Raw genomic sequence first — 21,981 nt, forward strand, 5'->3', positions numbered from 1 at the left:
GTCCCTCCTTCGTTGATCAGATAACGGATACGCTGCGTCCCTGGTAGGTATGACTGAAGTCATTCACCAAACCGATGATATACCGGACTTCTTCCTGACTGAAATGGGGACCTATGGGCAAACTGAGCACTTCCTGATGAAGACGCTCGGTCAAGGGCAGGCTCCCCTCGCCCATTCCCATGTCCTTATATGCACCCTGCAGATGCGGAGGTATAGGGTAATGAATGGTCGTCTTCACGCCATGCCCGTCCAAAAATTGCTGTAGCCGGTCACGCTCGGGATGACGAATGACGAAGAGATGCCACACCGGGTCCGCCCATTCCGGGACATGGGGAACAATCAGATCTCCCGCTTCCAGACCGATTAGATAGGCGCTTGCGATCGCTTTACGTCTTGCGTTCCAATCTTCCAAATATCGTAATTTCACACGCAGCACAGCTGCCTGAATTTCATCCAGCCTGCTGTTTACCCCCTGAAGCTCATGCACATACTTGACTCTCGAGCCATAATTCCTTAGCGCGCGAATTTGTTCGGCCAGCTTATCGTCATTGGTCGTTACCGCCCCGCCGTCTCCGAATGCGCCGAGATTTTTGCCCGGGTAAAAGCTCCATCCGGTCGCAGCTCCGAAGGTGCCTGTTCTTTTCCCTTTATAGTAACTGCCGTGGGCTTGAGCCGCATCTTCAATGACGACCAGCCCATGACGTTCGGCAATGTCCATAATGGGATCCATATCGGAAGGCTGGCCATAAAGATGGACGGGAAGGATCGCCTTCGTCTTACTCCCGATCTTTCCTTCGATACCATTCGGATCCATATTATAAGTGGCGGGATCCGGTTCTACAGGCACAGGACGGGCACCTGCATAGGAAATAGCCAGCCAAGAAGCGATAAACGTGTTGCTCGGAACAAGAACCTCATCCCCTTCTCCGATTCCCGCCGCCCGTAAAGCAATAGTCAACGCATCCAATCCGTTCCCGACACCGATACAATGCTTCACCCCAATGAAGCGGGCAAATTCTTCCTCGAAGGCGGTAATTTCTTCGCCCAGTAAATACCAGCCGCGGTCAAGAACCGCCATGACGGCAGCGTCGATCTCGCTCTTTAATTCATCATAGGTCGGCTTTAACTCAAGAAAAGGTATATTCACGGGCCGGCTCTCCTTTTTTTCCGTTTACATGTTCAATAAATTCATCGTAGTTTCTGAAATAATCATTTTCGTCGTACGGTTCGGAAGCCAATACGAGACAGAAGGAACCAGCAGAGAAATTCTCCAGATCCCTCCAAAGCAGCCTTGGCAAATATAACCCGCAGTGGGAACGATTTAAGTGGAAGGTTTGGCGGTTTTTTCCATCATCCAAGACCACGTCAAAGCTGCCGGAAGCTGCAATGATCAACTGCTGCAAATTTTTATGGGCATGTGAACCGCGCTTTTCTCCGGCACCAATATCATAAAGGTAATATACCCGGCGTACTTCAAAAGGGATATGCTTATTCTCAATGAAAGTAAGACTGCCCCGAGAATCCGAAATTTTCGGTAACTCGACGAGCTTCACTTGTTCGAGCCCCACGGTTTCACTCCCCCTTAAACCATCATCGTTTCAATATCTTTCATGGACATTCTGATAGCTAAAGATTTCTTAAGCGGAGTATTCATCATCATCCAATACACCGTCCGGCGAGTTAATCTCCCGGAGAAGGAAGTAGCCATTAGGAACTTTTCTTGCGAACTCTGAAGCTTGTACAACGATTTCACTTCTTGAAACCGGTTTTGCTGGAAGCTATGCAACACGCTGGAGTCTACGACGTCACGGTGAAGGTGGCCTTTAATCATCTGGCAGAGAATGATGGCATCCTTTAATGCTTGGGTCACGCCTTGTCCCGCAATCGGCCCTATCGTATGTGCCGCATCGCCGATCAAGACCAATCCTTCCTTGTACCATTTGGTCGCCAGTGCCCCAGTAACCGGAAGCTGTTGAAAATCCGACCAAGAATTCAAAGCTTGATCCAATTCCAATTTTGCTTCGGGTATTGCATTTTTCAGCCGTTGGACCAAAGTATTCAGTCCTTTTTCGCGCAGCGTCTTTAAGCCGCCTTTCGGCATATCTATCCCTAACTGCAGTTGATTGGGATAGATAGGCATCGTAATGAGATAACCGCCTTCATGAATTCTGATTTCAATTTTTTCTTCCCAGTCTTTCGGTCTTTGGAATTTCGTCCACAGCACATCCATTTGAAAGGGATGCTTGTAAGTTGGAAATCCGGCAAGCTTCCGCATATGCGAACTCCGGCCGTCGGCACCTACAACCAGCTTGCTCTTGATTTCCAATGGCTTTCCTTCCGGCGACTCTACGGATACCCCGTATACCTTACCGCTATGTTCCAAAATACGTGCGGGGGCAAACCCTTTTTTTAGAACAAAACCTTCGAATTTCATGCACTCGTCCAGCATGAGCGGCAGCGCGTAAGCCTGAGATACGTTGAGCCCCGATCGGAACTTGCCCGGTAACTCCTCAAAGGAGAACTTCAAGATGAGCTTTCCCTTCTCGAGAATACAGAAATCCTTTATCGTTTCGCCCCTCTCCTGCATCGCATTCAATAGGCCCAGCTTATCTAAAAGTTGCAAGGCGCCGGGCTGAAGAAACTCACCGCGGAATTCTCTCTCAAAATTTTGAGACCTCTCAACCAACACAACACGGAAGCCCTCTCTTAATAAAAGAAGTGATAAGAGCATCCCTGCCGGACCCGCACCGATCACGCAAACGTCCGTTTCCAATGTACTCAACCGTACCCCTCCATCCCACATGATCTTAGACTCCTTATTTCATACGAAGGACTTAAATTGATACTGGAGCTCCACGTTCAACTATGACTTAAAACTAAACTAATAAGATTAGTATGTCAATGACTTTAAAATACATAAATAAATACTTTACATTTGACAAACTAATTTAATTAGTTTTAGTATAAGGCGTAGTCATAAATGCGGTTTCATATAGGAACCGATATGAGAAAGGGGACAAAGCATGTCAAATATCGTGTATGAAATCATTGATCTTCAAAAAACATACAGTAAGGGCAAGAAAGTCGCCAATGAGGGGATCAACCTCCATGTGTTTTCCGGGGAAATTCTCGGACTCTTAGGTCCCAATGGCGCAGGAAAATCAACTCTTGTAAAACAAATGGTCGGGCAGCTAAAACCAACGAAAGGCACTATCTCCTTGTATGGCTTGGATGTGAGCAAGCATTCGAAACAAGTTTCAAGGCTGGTTGGGTACTACAGCCAGGAGCCTCATGCGATCTCTTCCTTGACGGTGCAAGAAGCGATTCTGATCACGGGACGTCTGAGGGGTATGAGCAGCTCCGATGCCAAACGCGAAACTAATTATTGGCTTGACCGGCTGGAATTAGGCGAAATCCGTACGAAGCAGCTCAAGCGGATCTCGGGCGGGCAAAGAAGAATAGTCGGTCTGGCCACTACCATCATCGGAAATCAACCGGTGCTTATTTTAGACGAACCGACCAATGAATTGGATCCGATCAAGCGTAAGCTTGTCTGGGATATCATCCGGGAACGGAACCGCGATTATGGGGCAACCATTCTGCTTGTTACCCATAATGTTTTTGAAGCGGAGCATGTAGTGGATCGCGTAGGAGTCGTCAAGGATGGCCGTCTGCTCGTGCTGGATTCCGTTGGGCCGCTAAAGAAACTCGTGGATCAAAGGCTGAAGATTGACATGTCGATCCAGCTTGGCAAACGCGCCGCAGCGGAGGCGATGCTGAACGAATGGGCGGCCGTTGAGGTCATTGGCGAGAATCAGCTGCGGATGCTTGTGACCCGAGAAGAATTGGGACATTATTTGCAAAAAATCTCAACCAACTTGGAAGATCTAGCTTGCGAGGAATATAGAATCGTACCGCCGTCTCTGGAAGATGTATATGTTCACTTTGGTGGAAAGGGTGAAATGAAACATGCATGAGGCAATAAAGACTCGAGGGATTTTGTCTGATGCGGAAGCGATAGGGGCTGCCGCCGCTCCGAAAGGACTGAAGGCCGTTCTCCGGCAATTTGAAGAATTATGGTTCCTCTTGCGGGTCGAATTCGCTAATGTACGCGATTCTTGGGTATGGTCCGTGGTGATGGTATCGCTCTTCCCTCTGATCGTCGTTTTCTTTTTGAAATTTTTCATGCTTGACCCTTCCGAGGAAGTTATGAGCCGGATCATCACGGGGAACATGGTGTTTCCAATTATCATCATGGCGATCAACACGCTGGCTCAGGAATTGTCCGTGGCCAAGCATGCGGGGCATTTCGTATTTTACGCCTCGCTGCCAATCTCCAAAATAAATTTTATCGTCGCTAAGCTGATCAGCGGATTTCTAATGACGCTGCCTTCGGTGTTGATTATGGCCGTTCTCGGCCAACTGGTGTTCGGCATCACGCTGCACTTCAGCCCTCTCATCATCCCCGTGATCATTCTTTCGATCGGTTCTTGCGTCGGCTTCGGAATCATGATGGGATTCCTATCCATCAATGAACAGATGACGAGTTTGCTGTCTCAACTCATCATGATGATTCTAAGCTTCATGACACCGGTGATGGTGCCGATGTCGAATCTGCCTTTAGCATTGCAATACTTGTCCTACGCCTTCCCCACCACGTACGTTGCCGATGCATTCCGCACCTTGTTTTCTACCGGTTGGGAAAGCAACGTCGGCACGGACATGCTCGCTTTGGCCGGCTTCTTCGTCTTAACCGTCATCCTCCTCATATGGAAGATGGACTGGCGAGTGGAACGCTAGTACATAATGTCTCAGCTTGGGTTCTGGTGCATATACGGGATATTTCGCCTTGAAAGCAGATCCCTCGAAGATGGATTCCGAGCAGCAGCCCTGGGGCCGCTGCTCATGTTTATCACTAATATCTCGCAACGATCATTTTTTTGCGGGCGACACTCCCGTTCATTCTTGTATCGGCATCAGATCGTCCTCTGCTTTCCGCCGACATTCGCTTGCAATATGGGCAGCAATTCTTCGATATGGCCGATTTGATAATCCGTCATGCTGCATAAACCGGCCTCGCCGATGGCAGCGACCCGCATCCCGCCACGAAGCGCCGCTTCGACCCCGGCCGCCGCATCCTCTACGACCAAGCAGCTATCCCGGCGCCCGCAATTGATCTAGCGTCTCCACAACTCCTGAGGGCAAGTCCGCTGCGGATAAAGATTGCAGCATTTCCTTGTAATACCCGTTTTTTCGCTCGGCCAAATGTATTTTCTCCTGCTGCGAATACGTACGAACCGTCTTCTCTAAAATGATGTTCACGCAGACCATACGGCTTACACCGCGCAACCTGTCGTTTATCGTCTCGTCAAACGGTATGTCCTCCCCGTCGCACAACACCTTCCACGCCAAATAATGGTGATGATCGGTATGCACAAGCACGCCGTCCAAATCGAAAATAACCGCTTCAATGTCCATAGGTTCCTCCGCCTGTTCGTTCTTACAGTTTTGCCTCCCAGCAGCCGCAGTAAGGGTCGACAGGGCTTATGCCCATAAAATCGGATCTGCCGAGCAGCTTGTCGACAACCGCGTCAATGATCGTTTCGCTGCCCGAATAAGCGTTAATATACGTTTGAACCCGCGGAACATCCAGCAGGTGATAAGGGCTTGCAACGGAAACGAACACGGTTGGGAGCTCCCGGACAAACCATGGGACATCTGCAGCGAGCAGCGGTTCCCAATCGATGCGCACCGTAGTCCGGTTGCTTGCCGTTTCGATGTTGGCTACGTATAGCGCCAAATCGTATCGTTCGTCCAGCTCCCCTACCCCGGTGAACACCGCCCGGAAGTCCACATTTTTTTTGTCGAAAACGGTGACGTCGAAACCTTCCGCTTTTAATCTGGCTACCATATACTGAGAAATCGGCGTACTGCGATGGCCTCCCCCGTCCCCGAGCACATATAGCAGAATGCGCTTGTGCGTTTCGACGTCAATCGGCAGCAAGTGCTGCGTATCTTTGACGAGCGTAACCGCTAGGTCCGCACATTCCTTCGCCCATTGTTTATGCTCTTCGCATTGCAATACCGCCAGCTGTTCCGGCCCCGGAACAAGCGTCCCTTCCCGCTGCTGCTTATGCAAGCCGAGAGAAGCTTTAAGCGCCAAAATGCGCGTTACCGCTTCTTCCAGTCTTTCCATCGTCAAGATCCCGCTTTCGAGACCTTTCATCATAAAGCCGAAATCTTCCTGTATATTCTTGTTGAACAGAAACATGTCGCAGCCGGCGGCAATCGATTTCGGCACGGCAATTTCCCGCTTCTCCGCCATCATAAAGCCGGCCATTGGCGTAGCGTCCGTGACGACTAGGCCGTTAAAGCCAAGCTGCTCTCGCAGCAGCTTTTGAATTAGTTCAGGGGCCAAGGTAGCAGGCATTAAATCCTCGTCAGAGATGCCGGGAACGAGTTTCCGCGAATATGCCGGGAGCATAATATGACCGACCATGACGGTATCGGCTCCCGCTTCGATCAGTTCCCGGTACACCATGCCGAACGACTCGTTCCACTCGTCCACCGATTGCGAATTGATCGAGGTGAGCAAATGCTGATCGCGTTCGTCCACGCCGTCACCCGGAAAATGTTTGACCGATACGGCTACTCCGCTCTTTCTAATTCCTTCGGTATACGCTTTCGCCATCCTTGCGACTCTAGCCGGATCGGAACCGAACGTTCGAACATTCGTGATCGGATTGCGGAAATTGAGATCGATATCGACAACCGGCGCAAACGACCAATTGCAGCCGACGGCCCGTCCTTCTCTGCCGGCTACAACCCCTAATCTATAGGCCATTTCTTCATTGTCCGTCGCCGCAACCTGCAGCTGCTTGCCGAAATAAGTGCCGTCTGAGGTTATTCCGTTGCCTCCGGACTCGAGATTAGCGGAAATGAGCAGCGGCAACTTGGAATGATCCTGCAAAAAACGGTGCACTTCCTGTATGTCCTTACCCGGACCCGGACGGAACAATACACCTCCCGGCTTTATCCCCTCAATCAACATTTTCAGCTGCTCGCGATCATCCGTCATCCCGATCGGACAAAAAAGCTGCCCGACTTTCTCCCTCACATTCATCTCAGCTAGCTTTTCTTGGACCCACTGAATATCCTCATCTTGCAAATAAAACGGTTTTGCCGCCAAGTTAATCATGATTGTTCTCCCGCACCGATTGATTAAACAATTATCGTTTCTTGTTTAGTGCAAACAATATTCCTGAATTTTGCTTCGTTTCTCTGACGTTATTCCATATTCTTTTTCGAAATAAACGTCCCAGTTGCCGTATTTTTCGATTACCGCTGTGATAGCCGATTGTAAATAGTCCGCTTCGGCATTGAACACAGGCTGCAGGTTTTGCACCTGCTGCGCGTCTAATTTCCCGGATAACCGTTCAAGCATCAGCTTCATTTTCGGCCCGAGTGTCTCGTTTGTCAGCAAGTAATCTTCCATCACGACAGCATCGGGTACACCCAGCAGTTTTAAAATCAACAGCGCGCCAACACCCGTCCGGTCTTTGCCTGCAGCGCAATGATGAATGATGCCGTGCTGCTCCGGATTTCCCATCACACCGATCAGAAAGTGATAGGCGGGATTCGCAAATGGAAGCTTCGCGTACATGTCGATCATCGTGTTTTGATTCAACGCACCGCTCATGAGGTAGTCTTCCGTACGACCGCTCGCTGCCGCCGCGATCGGACTAGCCTCCAAACGGTAGTAGTCCACTCCCGCCAAAGTAGGCGTCGGGCTGCGCTCTGCTTCACTCTCACTGCGGTAATCCAGTATCGTCCGCACCTTCAAAGTTTTCAGAAACTCCAAATCTTGTTCGGTTAAGTCCCCGAGTTCATCGGACCGGAAAAACAAGCCGTATTTGACGGAACGACCGTCTTCCGTTGGATAGCCCCCCATATCTCGGAAATTGTGTGCGCCCTCGAGAACGATTACTCTCTGTCCACGATACGCCCCATCACGTGTTGCTGACATAAATATCACCTCATAATATGTACGGGTTTTTAATATCGTTTATTCTTGCGGTGCGGAACCGTGTCGCAGGTCATTTTCTTTGTTCCTCCAAGATTGGCCATCCCGGGATTGAAGGATGAATACAGCCGGCACGAGCCCTTCCGAAGAAGCTTCAATACGTATCTCTCCTACCCTATCCAGTGACTGAATCAAGGCTAGAGCGTATCCATTGAACACACTTCTCGTATCTCCTTTATCCGGCTCGTGACATCCCGGGTCTCCGTTCCCCAGACCAAGCAGCTTGCCTTCACCCGTAACATGGAACCTGATCAGGTTGTTCGCAACCGGCACTACCCTCCCCGATTGATCCCTCACCGAAACGGTGACCATGGACACGTCCTGACCGTCAGCAAGCAGTTCAGACCGGTTAGCTTCCAAGTGAACGGAATATGCTTCCGTTGCGGTCTCTTTCCGCTCTGTTGCAGCGACCATACCATCCCGATAAGCGATGGCTTCGAGATGACCGGGTTCATAGGCTGCCTGCCACGATAACGTGTGCTCGCCCGCTTCAGCATCCGCTTTCTTCTTGCCCAAGCTTTGTCCGTTCAGCACCAGCTCTACTTCACTGCAGTTGGTATACACGCGGACCTCCACCTGCTGTCCCAACCGATCCGGCCAGTTCCAGTGCGGCATAAGATGAACGATAGGCTCGTCCTTCCAGATTGATTGATAGAAATAGTAAGAGTCCTTGGCAAATCCGCAATAATCCAGGATGCCGAAATGCGATAATACAGACGGCCACTGGAATGGCGTCGTCTCCCCGCGATAATCGAAACCCGTCCACACGAACAAGCCGCCCGAAAAACAGTTATTTAAGAAATAGCGCCAGCTTCGTTCAGGCGTTGACGTACCACCCGCTCCGCCCAGATTGCCTACATCCATCTCTTTGCCGAACATCGTATATTTCGAGCCGTAGCTGGAGCAGCGCCCGCCTTCTCGATCATCCTCATAGACGCCTCTTGCCGAGAAGAAAGAGACATTCTCCGTATTCAGCACTTTGGCTTCAGGATGGGATTGGAACCAGTCACCGATCGATTGGCCTCCTATTACGGTCTCGCCATAATTAACGCCATTGACATCGACGTCCATACCTTTCTGACTTAGATTGGCCGTCGTAACAGGACGGGTAGGATCGATTCGTTTCGCCAAATCCTTAGTGCGCTTCAGCATCCGATTGGCTTGATAACTGCCGCTGATCTTCTCTTCATTACCGAGGCTCCACATAAAGATACTTGGATGATTGCGGTCACGGTACAGCATGGATTTCAGATCATCGAGCTTGATCTCCGTACTCTCCGTGATCCGGTTCTCGTTCAGAACCAGCATCCCGAGTCTGTCGCAAGCATCGAGCAGCTCCGGGGCCGGCGGATGATGGGCACAACGGTAAGCGTTACAGCCCATTTCCAGCAGGCGTTTGATTTTATATTCATGCACACGGTCCGGCAGCGCGATGCCCACGCCAGCGAAATCCTGGTGATTGCAAGTGCCTTTCACTTGTACATACTTACCATTAAGGTATAATCCGTCCCGGCGGTATTCCACCGTTCGGATGCCGAAGACGGTCCCATAAGTGTCGACAATTTGCCCTTCGTGCAGCAGTTCAGTTACGGCCTCATACAGATGAGGCGTGTCCTGCGACCAGAGCAGCGGCTTCGCCACTTGAACCGATTGAAGAACCGTTTGCTTGTCGATTCCCGGCGTTTCGCAGTCAGTTTCCGTGATGGCAACGAGTTCCCCAGCCGGATTCAGAATACTCGTTCGGATTCCATACTTCATCTTCTGCGGATATTCGTTCCTTACCGTCGTTTCGACCGTAACTGCGGCCATTTCATTGTCAATTGGCTCAGTTCTGACAAAGGTTCCCCAGCGGTCCACATGCAAGTAATCATATTTGGTTAACCAGACATGGCGGTAGATGCCTCCGCCTTCATACCACCAGCCTTCATCTCCGCCGGTTGTATCCGTTCGGACCAGGATAATATTATCCCCTTCCTCATCCCCATATTTCAGCAGGTCCGTGATGTCATAATGAAAGCTGGTATAACCGCTGAGATGGTCGCCGACGAAGCACCCGTTCACCCAAACCGAGCTGCTCCGCATCACACCGTCAAATTCGATGATGATCTTCTTGCCTTCATCCTCCTGTGGAATTTGAAATACCTTGCGGTAATAGCCCACTCCATTGGGCAGATAACCTTGAAACGCGCCACCGCGTTCCGGGTTGTACGGCTGATCTAATCGCCAATCATGCGGCAGGTCAACGCTCACCCAGCCTGTGATCTTATCCTTGGGCGTATCCGAGCCGTACATTTGGGTAAGATCGAAGTTCGGATCTCCCAGATATTCTCGAGCGATGTTCTGGATGATACGTGCAGCTTCGCCGATCGCAAATGGCTCATGTCTTTCTTCCCCCAGCGCATTCGTCAGCCCGGCGATCATGCCGGCTTTTTTCACCGTCTTGGCAATTTTCCCTACCTCACCGAAGTGAAACATCCAATTTCGATCAAAATTTTCCCTGGTTCTCATCAACAGCGGCTCCTTATGCGTCTGAATCCTTATTTTCGAATCCTATTTCCGGGTCTTCGCCCATTCATCAAGCTGTTTTTGCTTCTCGCTAATAATTTTGTCACTGCCTGCGGCTTTCAGCTTGTCGATAAATTTAGGCAGATTTTCTGCCGGATCAAGTGTCCCCGTCTCCAAACCTACACGGTACTCCGTCAGCACATTGTTAACGGCGGCCAATTCTGTTTTGACCTTATCGACATCGAAGCTGAAGCCCAGTGCCTTGTATTTCTTGGCGCTCTTGTTGAATTCGTCCATCTTCTTCCAAATATCCGGATCTTCCGTTGTCCAGGTGTATGACAGGAACTGGTTGCCGGACATATACGGAGTGCCGAAGTTGTAGCCAAGATTCTGAATGTCTACGCCTGGCGGATAATCGATGACATTATCGGATTTCTTCACATAATGCTTGCCCTCAATGCCCCAAGTGAACAGATTGTACAACTGCTTGTCCGAATAAAGCAGATTCAACAGCATCATTGCTCTCGCCGGGTCCTTAGAATTTTTAGGAATGGACCACATAATGCCCGATATGGAATCTGTCGTGGTATAAGCATCTGTCAGCCGCACGACCGTCATTTCTTTGCCGCTTTTTCTGGACGCCTCGATTTCTGTACCCGGCTTGAGATTGGAGAAGTAAGCGAATGCTTTCCCCGCTTTAACCATTTCCCGGCCATCCTGCTTGCTAGTTGCAGCGTCCTTCAGCATAAATCCTTTCTGGTACCAGCGATGCAAGGTGTTCAATTGATCCGCGTATTCTTTGGTTTCATAGAAATCTACAACTTTCAGGTTGTTATCATAATTCGGCAGCACGCCAACTCCTGCGCCCAGCGGGTCATAGGTGATATAACCGGCATTGAAGGGCGCGGTTCCCGGATTTTTCGCCACAAGCGGCACCATATTGGCCTCGTTGTCCTTAATCACCTGGAACACGGCATCCAGATCATTGATGGTTTTGATCTTGCCGGGATCAAGATGATATTTGTCCAACAAATCCTTGCGCATCAGAATCCCGTAGTCCGAAGCCAAGTCCCTTACCGCCGTAACCGCATAATTCTCGCCGTTAATTTGGGAGGCTGCAATCTGGGCCGGGTCCAATGCCTTCTTAATGCCTTCGCCGTACTTATCGAGCAGCTTATTGAGCGGGTTCAATTGTCCCTTGGCCACCATCGTACTATAGTTAAACCCAGAGGAAGCAAACATCAGATCGATCTTCTCGTTCCCTGTCAACATCAGATTCGTCTGCTGCTGCCAAGTACTCACGGCTATCGGCATGAGCTTGACTGTTGCATTGATTTTCTCCTTCGTAATCTTGTTCATAGCATCCTGAACTTCCAGCATATCCTTCTGCTGATTCCCATAGAAGGCCATCGTCACTTCGTAAGGAGCGAGGCCGGTTCCGCTGGACGGCTTGTCCGCTTCTGATTCCTTCTTGGAACTGCAGCCTGCCAGCACCATGGATAAAGCAATTGCGGTCGTTAGCACGGCTTGCACCGCTTTTCTTCCTTGTTTGTTCCTACTCATTCTTGAAGCCTCCCATAGCTTATCTTTTTTATGCTAACCAGTGTAAGACTGAATGTAGCCTTATCCTTTGACTGCACCAACGGTGAGTCCTTTAACGAAATACTTTTGGAAAAAGGGATACGCAACCAGTATCGGAACGACGCCGATCACCGCCATCGCCATGCGTACGGTCTCCATCGGTGCGCTTGCCGCAAGATCAGCCTGGCTATTGCCAAAATTACCGCTCGCCAAAAACTGAATATCAAGTAGGATCCGGTTTAACAAGTTCTGCAGACTGAACAGCTTGCTGTCCGTGATATAGATCATGCCGTTAAACCAATCATTCCAATAATTGATGATTTGAAATAAACCGACTGTCGCCAGAATCGGGAGCGACAGCGGCAGCACGATCTTGATAAAGGTTCCAAATTCACCTGCTCCGTCGATTTTGGCCGATTCGATCACAGGCTCAGGAATGGAGGTGGCAAAAAAAGTACGCATCAGCATGACATAGAAGGCATTCATCAGCAGCCCCGGCACAATAAGCGCCCAGATGGTGTTTTTCATATCAAAAACTTGCGTATACACCAGATACGTGGGCACCAACCCACCGTGGAACAGCATCGTGAAGAATACAAAGAATGACCAGAAATTACGCCACGGCAGATGGCTTCGCGATAACGGATATGCCAGCAAAGCGATCAAAATCAGGCCGGTAACCGTTCCGACAACCGTGATAATAATGGTGATGCCGAAAGCCTGCATGATTTTTCCGGCATCCTGCAGTAAATATGTATAGGCCGCAAAGCTGATCTTCTCCGGGAACAAGGAATACCCATGCCGATAAATTTCCTGCTCATCCGTGATGGAAGAAGTGATCAACAGGACAAAGGGTAGTATACAAGAGCACGCGATCAGGGCCAGAATGATGTTGACGCCCCATTGCCACATCAAAGTTTTCGTTTTCAACTTATTCGCTCCTTTAGACTAAAACAAGGCATTATCCCGGTTTATTTTCTTAACCACATAGTTGGAGATGAAGACAAGCAGAAAACCGACGAAAGACTGATACAGCCCGGCTGCCGATGACATTCCGATATCCCCAAGAGTCATGAGTGCACGGTAAACATAAGTGTCGATGACGTTGGTCGTCGATTGCAGCGCCCCCGTATTGAGCGGCACTTGATAGAACAGGCCGAAATCGGAATAGAAAATGCGCCCGATCTGCAGCAGCGTCATCACCGTAACCACAGGCATCAGAAGCGGAAAGGTAATGCTTTTGATCTGCTTCCATTTTCCCGCCCCATCAATGGTTGCGGCCTCGTAGTACTCCTGGTCGATTCCGATAATGGCTGCCAGATAGATCACGCACAGATAACCGGCACTCTTCCAAATGTGTACGATCGTCAAGATGTAGGGCCAATATTTCGCTTCACTATACCAGGAAATCCCGGAGATGCCGAGCATCGGCAGGATCGTCTTGTTCAGGAGTCCATTATCCATACTGAAGACGGCAAACACCAGATAACCGACGATCACCATGGAGATCAGATACGGAAGCAGAATGACACTTTGGTAAAAACGCGATAAGAAGCGCTGCTTCACCTCATTAAGCAGGATGGCTAGACCTACCGCGATGAACAGATTGAGAACAATAAAGACGCCGTTGTAAAGGATCGTATTTCTTGTAATAACGAAGGCATCCGATGTCTTGAAGAGATATTCGAAGTTTTTGAACCCGATCCAATCACTGCCGAAAATGCCTTTGGTATAGTTGAAGTCCTTAAACGCGATGACGACTCCAAACATGGGCAAGTAATTGTTGATTACGAGGTAAATGATTCCTGGAAGCATCATAAGAAACAGCATGCCGGATTTCTTGGCTCTGCTTTTCCTTTTGCCTGCAGCTGGTTGTGTCATGTCGCATACCCTTTCCCAATTCAAATTGTTGTCATTTCTAGTTGAGAAACAGAAAAACGAAGACGATCGCTCACTCTCCAATTAACTTGTAGTACATAGTGTTTACTATCAGTAAACTATCTTAGTATAAAATCGAATTGTCATCGTATCATCAACGCTAAGTAAACAAATTATTAAGATTCGGACTGGCAGAAGATGTCATCTCAGACGCAAGAGTCAGGTCATCTGTAACAAAAAAAAGGCGCTTTCTCCATTGGAGATAAGCACCTTTGACTATATCGTCTTACGACGATTTTTTATGAGAGGGTACTACTATGATTTCACATAAGCCAGGATCATATTCACCGTATGCTCCAGCACGATGGCCGGGTCAACATCCTGGTCCAGGTGCAGCAGCTTCCCGCGCAGCAGCATCCGTTGTTTGGTCGCGTTCACGACATTGCTTATGGTGTAGCCTATCGCTTTGACATCAATATCCCGGCGAATCGACCCATCGGCCACGCCTTCTTGAAGGAGCGATAAAAACGGGTGCGGACCTCTACGCAAAAACGAACGGAACCGGCTTTCCAGTTCAGGAGTCGGATATTCTTCCAGATACCGCATATCGAACATCGCGATAAATCTAATGGTGTCCGTATTATCCTTCGAAACCAGAATCTGCTCCAACAGGAACTGAAGCTTCTCATACCCGCTGTTGCCTTGGAGGGCGGTTTGATTGTACCGCTCCAGCCAGGCGCTCAGGATCTCAAATTGCACCTCAAAAATAATCTCATCCAGAGAATTGAAATATTTATATAACGTCACTTTGCTTATCCCGCAGGCCCCCACAATGTCCTTGAGCGTAACCGTGGACAGGCCATGTTCGAGAAACAATTCCTTCGCAGTCTGAATAATGTCTTCTCGCCGCTTGTTCCTATGCTGCTCCAGTTGCTCCTTCCATGTCACTTTCACCTAATTCACCTTTATCCATCTATCGTTTCCGATTGGTTTTGCCACCAAGTTTACCATGATATCGGCCGACAAAGCAATCCATTCCTGGTGTCGGATGACAAGAATCTGTTCCTTTGGAAGGAAGAAACCTCGATTTACGTTGGTTTGGGCCGGATAACATTGTTGTCATCCGACAGATAAATCTAGTCCCAACCTTACGTACTGTTCCCGAGGAGCATCATCTGAGAGCGTGAGTTAATCGGAGCGTCAAAATAAACGCACCCTGCTTCTTTCATACTGAAGTGCACCCCTTAGAGATTTTAAAGCCAATGGCCCAAATCAACAGTGGGTAACGGATGTGACACAATATCGGGTCTTCGATGATCGTATCTATTTATCCGCGATTAAGGACCTCTGGAATGGCGAAATTATCGCTTACCACATCAGCAAACGTAATGACAACCCTCTTGTGCTAGAAACATTTACAAAAGCATTTGAAAAACATAAAGACGTGACTGGATTGATCGTTCAAAGCGATCAGGGAAGCCAGTACACGTCTCATGCCTACCACAACATATTTTCCAATGTCCGTTATTTGGGGTCTTGACCAAAGACCGAATGGTTCTTCTTTTTTTGTTCTATTTATTTACTTCGCAGAATAAAGGCTTTGCGAAGTTTCATAATTTGTTTCTCGGGATTATCCTTATTAAACCAGGATGGAACTTCGACAATAGTTTTGCTCGTCTGCCGGAATCCGTTTTTACAAGGCTGAACCTAACCCCCATACGATCACCGAAGGGAAAAGGCGTGGCCTCCGCCTTAATCTCAGAATTCTTACAGCGGACCAAAGTGATAGGTTTCGGGGCTACTGGATTGCATACCGGCGATTTCATGAAAAATGCAGTGAAATTGTATGTAAGGACGGATTTGAGCGAATGCCGAAATACGATTTTAAAACTACGGATGACGGAATTATCGTCCGCTGGAAGACCGTTACTTCGCGGTATCTGAGCCGGGAGATGGGCTGCGAATGTTTGAGCAGTTAACTTCAAGTAACTATATATAGATTTTTTCACTTCTTCTCACGCCAGAAATAATTATCTATAATATTAAATGCTAGGAGAAGAAAGATGATAAATTAACGAATGAAGAATTTATTCTATGCGAAACCACTTCTCCGATCATTTTTCGCCAAACTTGGCATGCAGGTCTGCAGGAATGAGCAAGCAGATCAATCTTTGAAAATTCGTTGACAGCGGGAGGAATAACATCATGAAATACCGTAAACTTGGCAAGAACGGTCCTGAAATATCTGTTATCGGCTTTGGCTCATGGGCAATCGGTGGAGGCGGCTGGGCCAGCGCATGGGGCAACCAGGACGACGAACTGTCAGTCGAAAGCGTGCGTATTGCGTTAGATAACGGAATCAACTTTTTCGACACTGCGGCCGTCTACGGGTTGGGCCATTCCGAGGAAGTTATCGGGAAAGCGTTGAAGGGCGACCGCGACAAAGTCGTGCTGGCGACCAAATGCGGTCTCGTTTGGGATGAGAACAATAAAATTTCCAAGAACGGAACCTATGACTCCATCCTCCGCGAAGCGGAAGCTTCACTGCGTCGTCTCGGAACCGACTATATCGATTTGTATCAAATGCATTGGCCGGATACGGATGCGAATGCTCCAGCGGAAGAGACCATGCGCGCCATGGATAAGCTCGTACAAGACGGCAAAGTTCGTTATGTGGGCGTAAGCAATTACAATGTCCCGCAATTGGAAGCGTCGCTTTCCGTTAGGCATGTCGATTCTTTGCAGCCGCCGTATTCCATTCTGAGGCCTGCCGTTGAGAAGGAGATTCTGCCGTTCTGTATGGAGAAAGGGATTGGAGTCGTCGCTTACAGCCCGTTGACCTCAGGACTCCTGTCGGGAAATTACACTTACGATACCAAATTCCCGGATGACGATTGGCGTTCCCGCAACAAAGCCCATACCGAAGATCTGAAGAAAAACGTGGACCGCGTCGAGAAGCTGAAAGTGATCGCGAGCCGGTACGGCATTACCATGCCGCAGCTTGCTGTCGCGTATGATCTCGCCCATCCGGCGTTGACAAGCGCCATTATAGGCGTTCGTAAGCCGAGCCACATCTTAGGCGTACTGCCGGCAATCGACGTAACTTTGGATGAAGCTACACTTGCGGAAATTCGCAAAATAGCCGTCGAATGATAATAATATAGCTTCATATAGGCAAAGTATCTTGAATTGGAGGCTATCATATGCAGTATAATAACTTGTCAAAAACAAGTCTTAAAGTTTCCATGTTGAGTCTTGGAACTATGATGTTCGGAGGGCAAACAAGCGAAGCTGACAGTCTTAAAATCATGGACTACGCCTTTGAGCATGGCATCAATTTTTTTGATACTGCAAACTCGTATAATCAGGGCGAAAGCGAAAAGATCGTCGGCAAAGGTCTCAAAGGTAGGCGCGATGAAATTATTCTTGCGACCAAGGTACGCAGTCCTATGGGTGAAAACCCAAATAACGCGGGACTAAGCCGCCGAAATATTCTATCTGCTGTTGATGCCAGCTTGAAGAGACTGGATACTGATTATATTGACATCTACTACATGCATGCGCCTGACTACGAAACCTCCATCGAAGAATCACTTGAAACCATGTCTACTTTGGTAAAATCGGGGAAAATTCGATATATTGGTGTCAGCAACTATGCCGCATGGCAGATCGCCGATATGTTGTCTATCTGCGACAAACGTAATTATATTGCACCCATAATCACTCAGAATGTCTATAACCCTATTACCCGCGGCATAGAAACAGAACTCGTTCCTTTTTTAAAAGCGCATGACTTGGGCATGGCCATCTATAATCCTATCGCCGGGGGGTTGCTGGCCGGTAAACATAAGCCGGGCCAGCCTGCGGAAAATACTCGGTTTGCCAGCAATGAAACATACTTTAACCGGTACTGGTCAGATGAGAACTTTGCCACTGTAGACAAGCTTACTCAAATTGCTGCGGAATGTGGACTGAGTATCCTGCAGCTTGCGATGAAGTGGTGCGCCGCGCAAGAATCCGTGACGAGTATCATTTCTGGAGTAAGCAAGCTGGCTCAGATCGAGCAGAATATTGCGTCGATTGAGGGGGAACCCCTGGATGCCGAGACTCTGTTGAAGTGCGATGATGTATGGCGTTCATTGGCAGGAACACGTTTCGGATACAACCGATAAGTAAGCCGAATTTAATATTACGAAAAGAAATAAGGCGGGATCGGATGATCTCGCCTTAAATCATTTTTTCATTGGGCTGATCGACCCTGACTTTCTCCTTTGGTAGTGCGCGCTTACGGGAGACTCTCGAAAATGACCCGATCAACCGCCGCTTTCGTTTTCAAAGCAACTTCGTCAGGCGGCAGCAGGGGCAATTCTTTGCTGAACGTTTCCACGGAAACGAAGCTGTCATAACCGATCTGCTTGAGCGAGGTCAGCATCGTCTTTAGATCAATGATGCCTTCTCCCGGCAGTAGCCGTTCGCTGTCGATTTGTTCGTCAGCCGGCTTATTAGGCGCATCATTGATATGCACCAGTATGATTTGATCTGCCGTCAGTGCCAGTATGTCTTCCTTTGCCGCATAGGACGTAAACCAGTGGAAGCTGTCAAAGAGCAGCCCCACGTTTTTCTCTCCGATTGCATCGATTAATTCTAACGCGCCAGGCATCGTATGAATGAAATCATATTTCAACGTTCTGGACGTTTTCGGTCCGACCCATTCAATGCCAAAACGGATGCCGTATTCTCCCAGTATTTTTGCGCATTCTCTTAGCCTTCTTATAAAACGGCACGTATATTCCGCTACCGGCTCGTCCGTTGCCGGAAATAACCAGGTACAGCAGCGTGTGACACCCAAATGCTTAGCCAAGGCTGCATGCTTGGGTAAATCCTTGAGCTCCGATAAGAAGGTATTCTCGTCTCTCCTGAATTCAACCGGAAGCCCGAAGCTGCCCAGGACAAGATTTCTGGCCAGCAGCAGTTCTCTCGCGGCTTCCTTGGATTGCCTTTCCGCCGTTTGGCTGAAAGGCAATATCGGATAGTCGATAGCGGGAAATCCGGCGGCTGACGCTGCATCCAGAAAATCCAAAAACGGCACATGTTTACCGGTTGTCACCGGGTTTAAAGCTGGTATCATTGAATTCCCTCCATTTGATTATTCCCACGGTTTTAATAAAATTTTGACGCTGTTTTGCTGCGCCGATGTTTCAAACGCTTCCTGAATGCGGCTCATCGGAAATTGGTGGGTAATCATCTTCTCCACTAAGGGGGAGTGTTGGATGACTTCCATAATTTTCGAGAAATCATTCAGATTATAATGCCACGATCCGAACAGATGAAGCCCTTTGCGTATCAGGTCTTTGCTGATCGTAACCGGAGTCTCCACATGACTCTCGCCGACAAAAGCGATTTTCCCTCTCCGTCTGACTGCATCGATACACAGTCTGTGGGCTGGAACCGCCCCCGAACAATCGATGGCATAGTCGGGTCCGTCCTGTTTACAATAAGAACGGATTTTCGCCAGCGCGTCAGGGTCGCGGGGATCAATCACATCGACGGCACCAAGCTCCCTCGCCAATTGGCTTCTGTATGCATTGGACTCGACCGCAATGACTCTCGCTCCCCTGTAACGGGCATTCACGATCGCCCCCATGCCGACAGGTCCGAGTCCGGTGACCAGTACTGTATCGAACACATTGACACCCATAGTCTGCATCGCGCCAAACGTCGGCCCGAGGGCACAGCAGGCCAACGATGCCTTTTCATAGCTGACATCATCGGGGATTTTCTTTAAAATAAATGCGGGCTTGACGATATACTGCGCCATCGTACAGTCGAACATTTTGTTTTCCAAACAATGGATGTAATTGCCGGCTAAACAAAGACTGCATGTACCGCAGCCGTTCAAGGGCATCGCGACAACACGGTCACCCACCTGGTGAGGCCCGGGCTGTGCAATCTCTACAACCTCGCCGACGGCTTCATGCCCCAAACAATCCCCGACATTACCGCCAATGAATTTTTTATACTCTGAGCACATCGGAGCGACATGCACCTTGACAAGCACTTCGTCATTTTGAATCTTTGGTAAGGGCGCTTCCACCAGCACCGCTTTTCTTTCCCCGACTATCGCTGCTTTTTTCATTGTTTACGGCCTCCTATAATAATAGAAATATAATTTTGCAACCTGACTCTTACCCTTTTACCGCACCCGCCGTAATTCCCTGCACGATGTAATTTTGCAGAACCATGTAGATGAAAATGCCGGGCACCATGGCAACGGAAATGGCCGCAAGCACCTGAGCCCAGTCCGTCGAATAAAAGCCCATAAATTGCAGCAGCGCAACGGGAAGCGTCTGTGCCCCCGTTTTCCGTAAAAAGATCAAAGCGTATAAAAGCTCGTTCCAGGAATGAATGAAGCTCAGGATCCCCGCCGTCGCCACGGCAGGCATGGAAATGGGAAATATAATTTTGAAAAAGCATCCGATCAAGCTGCTTCCGTCGATAACTGCCGCCTCTTCCATATCTCTGGAAATCGTGGCGTAATATCCCGACAAGATTAAGATGGACGTGGGAATGCCGAATGCGATATAGGGCAACATCAACAGTACTCTCGTATCGATATTATCGCTATAGCTTTGCAGGTCGAGATAAATGGGGATCAGCGTGGAATGAACCGGGATCATGATGCCGATCAGGATCATCCCCATAACGGCTTTGCTGCCTTTCCATTTCAAGCGAACCAGACCGTACGCCGCCATAGCCGAAAGAAGGATCACAACCAGCGTGGAAACGGCGGAAATGTACAGGCTGTTCCATACGTTGATTTGTAAATGATACTGGGTAAAAATCTTTTTATACACTTCCCAGTGAAATTGGTCGGGCAAGCCCCAAGGATGCAAATAAAACGATTCCGTAGATTTCAGAGAGCCGAGAAACACCCAGACAACGGGATAAATGACAGCCGCCGCCCAAAAAATCAGCATCCCGTACTTAAGAAAACCTGCAATATAGCCGAGCATGGAAGATTTCATGCTATGCCCTCCTTTCCCGCGCGAATGCGGAGAGTGCAAGCGTAAACAAGATATTCAACATAAACAGCACTACCGCCACGGCGCTTCCGTAACCGTATCTCATCTCAACAAACGCCGTGTTGTACATATGCAAAGCAAGCACGTCGGAATGATGCGCGGGTCCTCCTCCGGTTAATGAAATGACGGTATCGAAGGCTTTTACCGAGCCGGTCAAGCATAGAATCAGACTGATGACGATAAACGGCTTAACCAAAGGAAGGGTGATATGAAATAGCGTCTGTATGCTGTTGGCCCCGTCTATGGTTGCCGATTCGTACGTATCCTTCGATATGGTAGACATGCCCGTCAAGTAAATTACCATATGATAACCGAAATATTGCCAAGACAAGGCGATGATGGGACCATATATGGCAAAAACCGGATCGGACAACCAATCCTTGTCAAAGACGGCATTCCCCAACAGCCGGATTATCATATTGAGCAGGCCCATTTCGCTATGGAAAATAAATAAAAAAAGCAGGCCGACGGATGTGCCGGAAATGATGACGGGAAAAAAATAAACGTTCCGAAAAAAATGAGCCGCTCTGATCCTTCCATTCAAAAGATTAGCCAGCAAAAAGGCTAACGGCAGCTGTAAAACAATACAGCCCAGCGAAAAAATCAGCGTATTTTTCAAGGACAACAAAAAGACGTCGTCATGTCCAAATAGATCGGAGTAATTTTTAAACCCGATAAATAGCTTGGAGCCTACCAAATTCCACTCGAAAAAGCTGTAATAGATCGATTTAAGAATCGGGACCGGCAGCACATACATATAAATCAGCAGCGCAGGAAAAACGAAAAAGACGATGGTCCATTTATGGCTCAGCATTTTCTCCACTTTCGGTATGTTCTCCCTTCCAAATGTCT

General features: G+C 48.7%; 20 protein-coding genes and 1 pseudogene. 5 read left to right on the forward strand and 16 right to left on the reverse strand.

The features are described 5' to 3' along the window. Positions 1-16: 16 nt before the first annotated feature. From O9H85_RS12195 to O9H85_RS12205, 3 genes are read right to left on the reverse strand one after another with little or no spacing between them, the layout of a single operon-like run. Positions 17-1,147 carry a DegT/DnrJ/EryC1/StrS family aminotransferase gene (locus tag O9H85_RS12195; RefSeq protein WP_269881659.1) on the reverse strand — a complete coding sequence of 377 codons (1,131 nt, stop codon included), beginning with the start codon at positions 1,145-1,147 and terminating at the stop codon, positions 17-19. Further along, positions 1,128-1,568: a sugar 3,4-ketoisomerase gene (locus O9H85_RS12200; RefSeq protein ID WP_269881660.1), complete on the reverse strand. Its 441-nt coding sequence runs from the start codon at positions 1,566-1,568 to the stop codon at positions 1,128-1,130. The genes O9H85_RS12195 and O9H85_RS12200 overlap by 20 nt, the downstream gene beginning before the upstream one ends. Positions 1,569-1,582: 14 nt before the next feature. Then, the gene (locus O9H85_RS12205) at positions 1,583-2,782 is read right to left on the reverse strand and encodes an FAD-dependent monooxygenase (protein ID WP_269881662.1); all 1,200 of its coding nucleotides are present in this window, start codon (positions 2,780-2,782) and stop codon (positions 1,583-1,585) included. Between the two features lie 241 nt (positions 2,783-3,023). Here O9H85_RS12205 and O9H85_RS12210 point away from each other — a divergent pair, with 241 nt between their 5' ends. Then, entirely contained in the window at positions 3,024-3,977 is a 954-nt protein-coding gene (locus O9H85_RS12210; RefSeq protein WP_269881663.1) for an ABC transporter ATP-binding protein, read from the forward strand. Further along, positions 3,970-4,800 carry an ABC transporter permease gene (locus tag O9H85_RS12215; RefSeq protein WP_269881664.1) on the forward strand — a complete coding sequence of 277 codons (831 nt, stop codon included), beginning with the start codon at positions 3,970-3,972 and terminating at the stop codon, positions 4,798-4,800. Before O9H85_RS12210 ends, O9H85_RS12215 begins: the two co-directional genes overlap by 8 nt. Positions 4,801-4,976: 176 nt before the next feature. Here the strand turns inward: O9H85_RS12215 and O9H85_RS12220 are convergent, their stop codons facing one another. The 9 genes from O9H85_RS12220 to O9H85_RS12260 all read right to left on the reverse strand — a co-directional run bounded on the left by O9H85_RS12220 (position 4,977) and on the right by O9H85_RS12260 (position 15,001). Beyond that, the gene (locus tag O9H85_RS12220; protein ID WP_269881665.1) at positions 4,977-5,150 is read right to left on the reverse strand and encodes a hypothetical protein; all 174 of its coding nucleotides are present in this window, start codon (positions 5,148-5,150) and stop codon (positions 4,977-4,979) included. Between the two features lie 4 nt (positions 5,151-5,154). Next, complete coding sequence (locus O9H85_RS12225) at positions 5,155-5,478, reverse strand: HAD family hydrolase (protein WP_269881666.1); 324 nt, start codon at positions 5,476-5,478, stop codon at positions 5,155-5,157. A 22-nt stretch (positions 5,479-5,500) separates the two neighbouring features. Then, a complete protein-coding gene (locus O9H85_RS12230) occupies positions 5,501-7,198 on the reverse strand; it encodes a glycoside hydrolase family 3 protein (RefSeq protein WP_269881667.1) in 1,698 nt (565 codons plus the stop codon). 45 nt (positions 7,199-7,243) lie between these two features. Beyond that, on the reverse strand, positions 7,244-8,026 hold the full coding sequence (locus tag O9H85_RS12235; RefSeq protein ID WP_269881669.1) for a tyrosine-protein phosphatase: 783 nt from the start codon (positions 8,024-8,026) through the stop codon (positions 7,244-7,246). Positions 8,027-8,065: 39 nt separating this feature from the next. Continuing rightward, on the reverse strand, positions 8,066-10,591 hold the full coding sequence (locus O9H85_RS12240; RefSeq protein ID WP_269881670.1) for a glycoside hydrolase family 2 TIM barrel-domain containing protein: 2,526 nt from the start codon (positions 10,589-10,591) through the stop codon (positions 8,066-8,068). Positions 10,592-10,633: 42 nt separating this feature from the next. Then, positions 10,634-12,151, reverse strand: coding sequence for an ABC transporter substrate-binding protein (locus tag O9H85_RS12245; RefSeq protein WP_269881671.1), 1,518 nt, complete (start codon positions 12,149-12,151; stop codon positions 10,634-10,636). Positions 12,152-12,211: 60 nt separating this feature from the next. Next, a complete protein-coding gene (locus O9H85_RS12250; protein WP_269881672.1) occupies positions 12,212-13,099 on the reverse strand; it encodes a carbohydrate ABC transporter permease in 888 nt (295 codons plus the stop codon). Positions 13,100-13,117: 18 nt separating this feature from the next. Further along, complete coding sequence (locus tag O9H85_RS12255) at positions 13,118-14,050, reverse strand: ABC transporter permease (RefSeq protein WP_269881673.1); 933 nt, start codon at positions 14,048-14,050, stop codon at positions 13,118-13,120. A gap of 312 nt (positions 14,051-14,362) precedes the next feature. Beyond that, positions 14,363-15,001: a TetR/AcrR family transcriptional regulator gene (locus O9H85_RS12260; RefSeq protein ID WP_269881675.1), complete on the reverse strand. Its 639-nt coding sequence runs from the start codon at positions 14,999-15,001 to the stop codon at positions 14,363-14,365. Between the two features lie 319 nt (positions 15,002-15,320). On the opposite strand from O9H85_RS12260, the pseudogene O9H85_RS12265 reads away from it, so the two are divergent. From O9H85_RS12265 to O9H85_RS12275, 3 genes and pseudogenes are all read left to right on the forward strand, one after another. Beyond that, positions 15,321-15,587 (forward strand): annotated as a pseudogene (locus tag O9H85_RS12265) (DDE-type integrase/transposase/recombinase); the annotation flags it as partial. A gap of 665 nt (positions 15,588-16,252) precedes the next feature. Then, the gene (locus O9H85_RS12270) at positions 16,253-17,200 is read left to right on the forward strand and encodes an aldo/keto reductase (protein ID WP_269881676.1); all 948 of its coding nucleotides are present in this window, start codon (positions 16,253-16,255) and stop codon (positions 17,198-17,200) included. A gap of 50 nt (positions 17,201-17,250) precedes the next feature. Then, positions 17,251-18,219: an aldo/keto reductase gene (locus O9H85_RS12275; RefSeq protein ID WP_269881677.1), complete on the forward strand. Its 969-nt coding sequence runs from the start codon at positions 17,251-17,253 to the stop codon at positions 18,217-18,219. Between the two features lie 113 nt (positions 18,220-18,332). Here the strand turns inward: O9H85_RS12275 and O9H85_RS12280 are convergent, their stop codons facing one another. From O9H85_RS12280 to O9H85_RS12295, 4 genes are read right to left on the reverse strand one after another with little or no spacing between them, the layout of a single operon-like run. Then, entirely contained in the window at positions 18,333-19,175 is an 843-nt protein-coding gene (locus O9H85_RS12280) for a sugar phosphate isomerase/epimerase family protein (RefSeq protein ID WP_269881678.1), read from the reverse strand. Between the two features lie 18 nt (positions 19,176-19,193). Next, positions 19,194-20,183 (reverse strand): zinc-dependent alcohol dehydrogenase, encoded by a 990-nt coding sequence (locus O9H85_RS12285; RefSeq protein WP_269881679.1) that lies wholly within the window; start codon positions 20,181-20,183, stop codon positions 19,194-19,196. A 49-nt stretch (positions 20,184-20,232) separates the two neighbouring features. Further along, positions 20,233-21,072 (reverse strand): carbohydrate ABC transporter permease, encoded by an 840-nt coding sequence (locus tag O9H85_RS12290; protein ID WP_269881680.1) that lies wholly within the window; start codon positions 21,070-21,072, stop codon positions 20,233-20,235. Between the two features lies 1 nt (position 21,073). Further along, positions 21,074-21,943, reverse strand: a complete 870-nt coding sequence (locus O9H85_RS12295) for a carbohydrate ABC transporter permease (protein ID WP_269881880.1) — start codon at positions 21,941-21,943, stop codon at positions 21,074-21,076. Between the last annotated feature and the right edge of the window lie 38 nt (positions 21,944-21,981).

The organism is Paenibacillus gyeongsangnamensis (assembly GCF_027533625.1).
Taxonomy (GTDB): Bacteria; Bacillota; Bacilli; order Paenibacillales; family NBRC-103111; genus Paenibacillus_G; species Paenibacillus_G gyeongsangnamensis.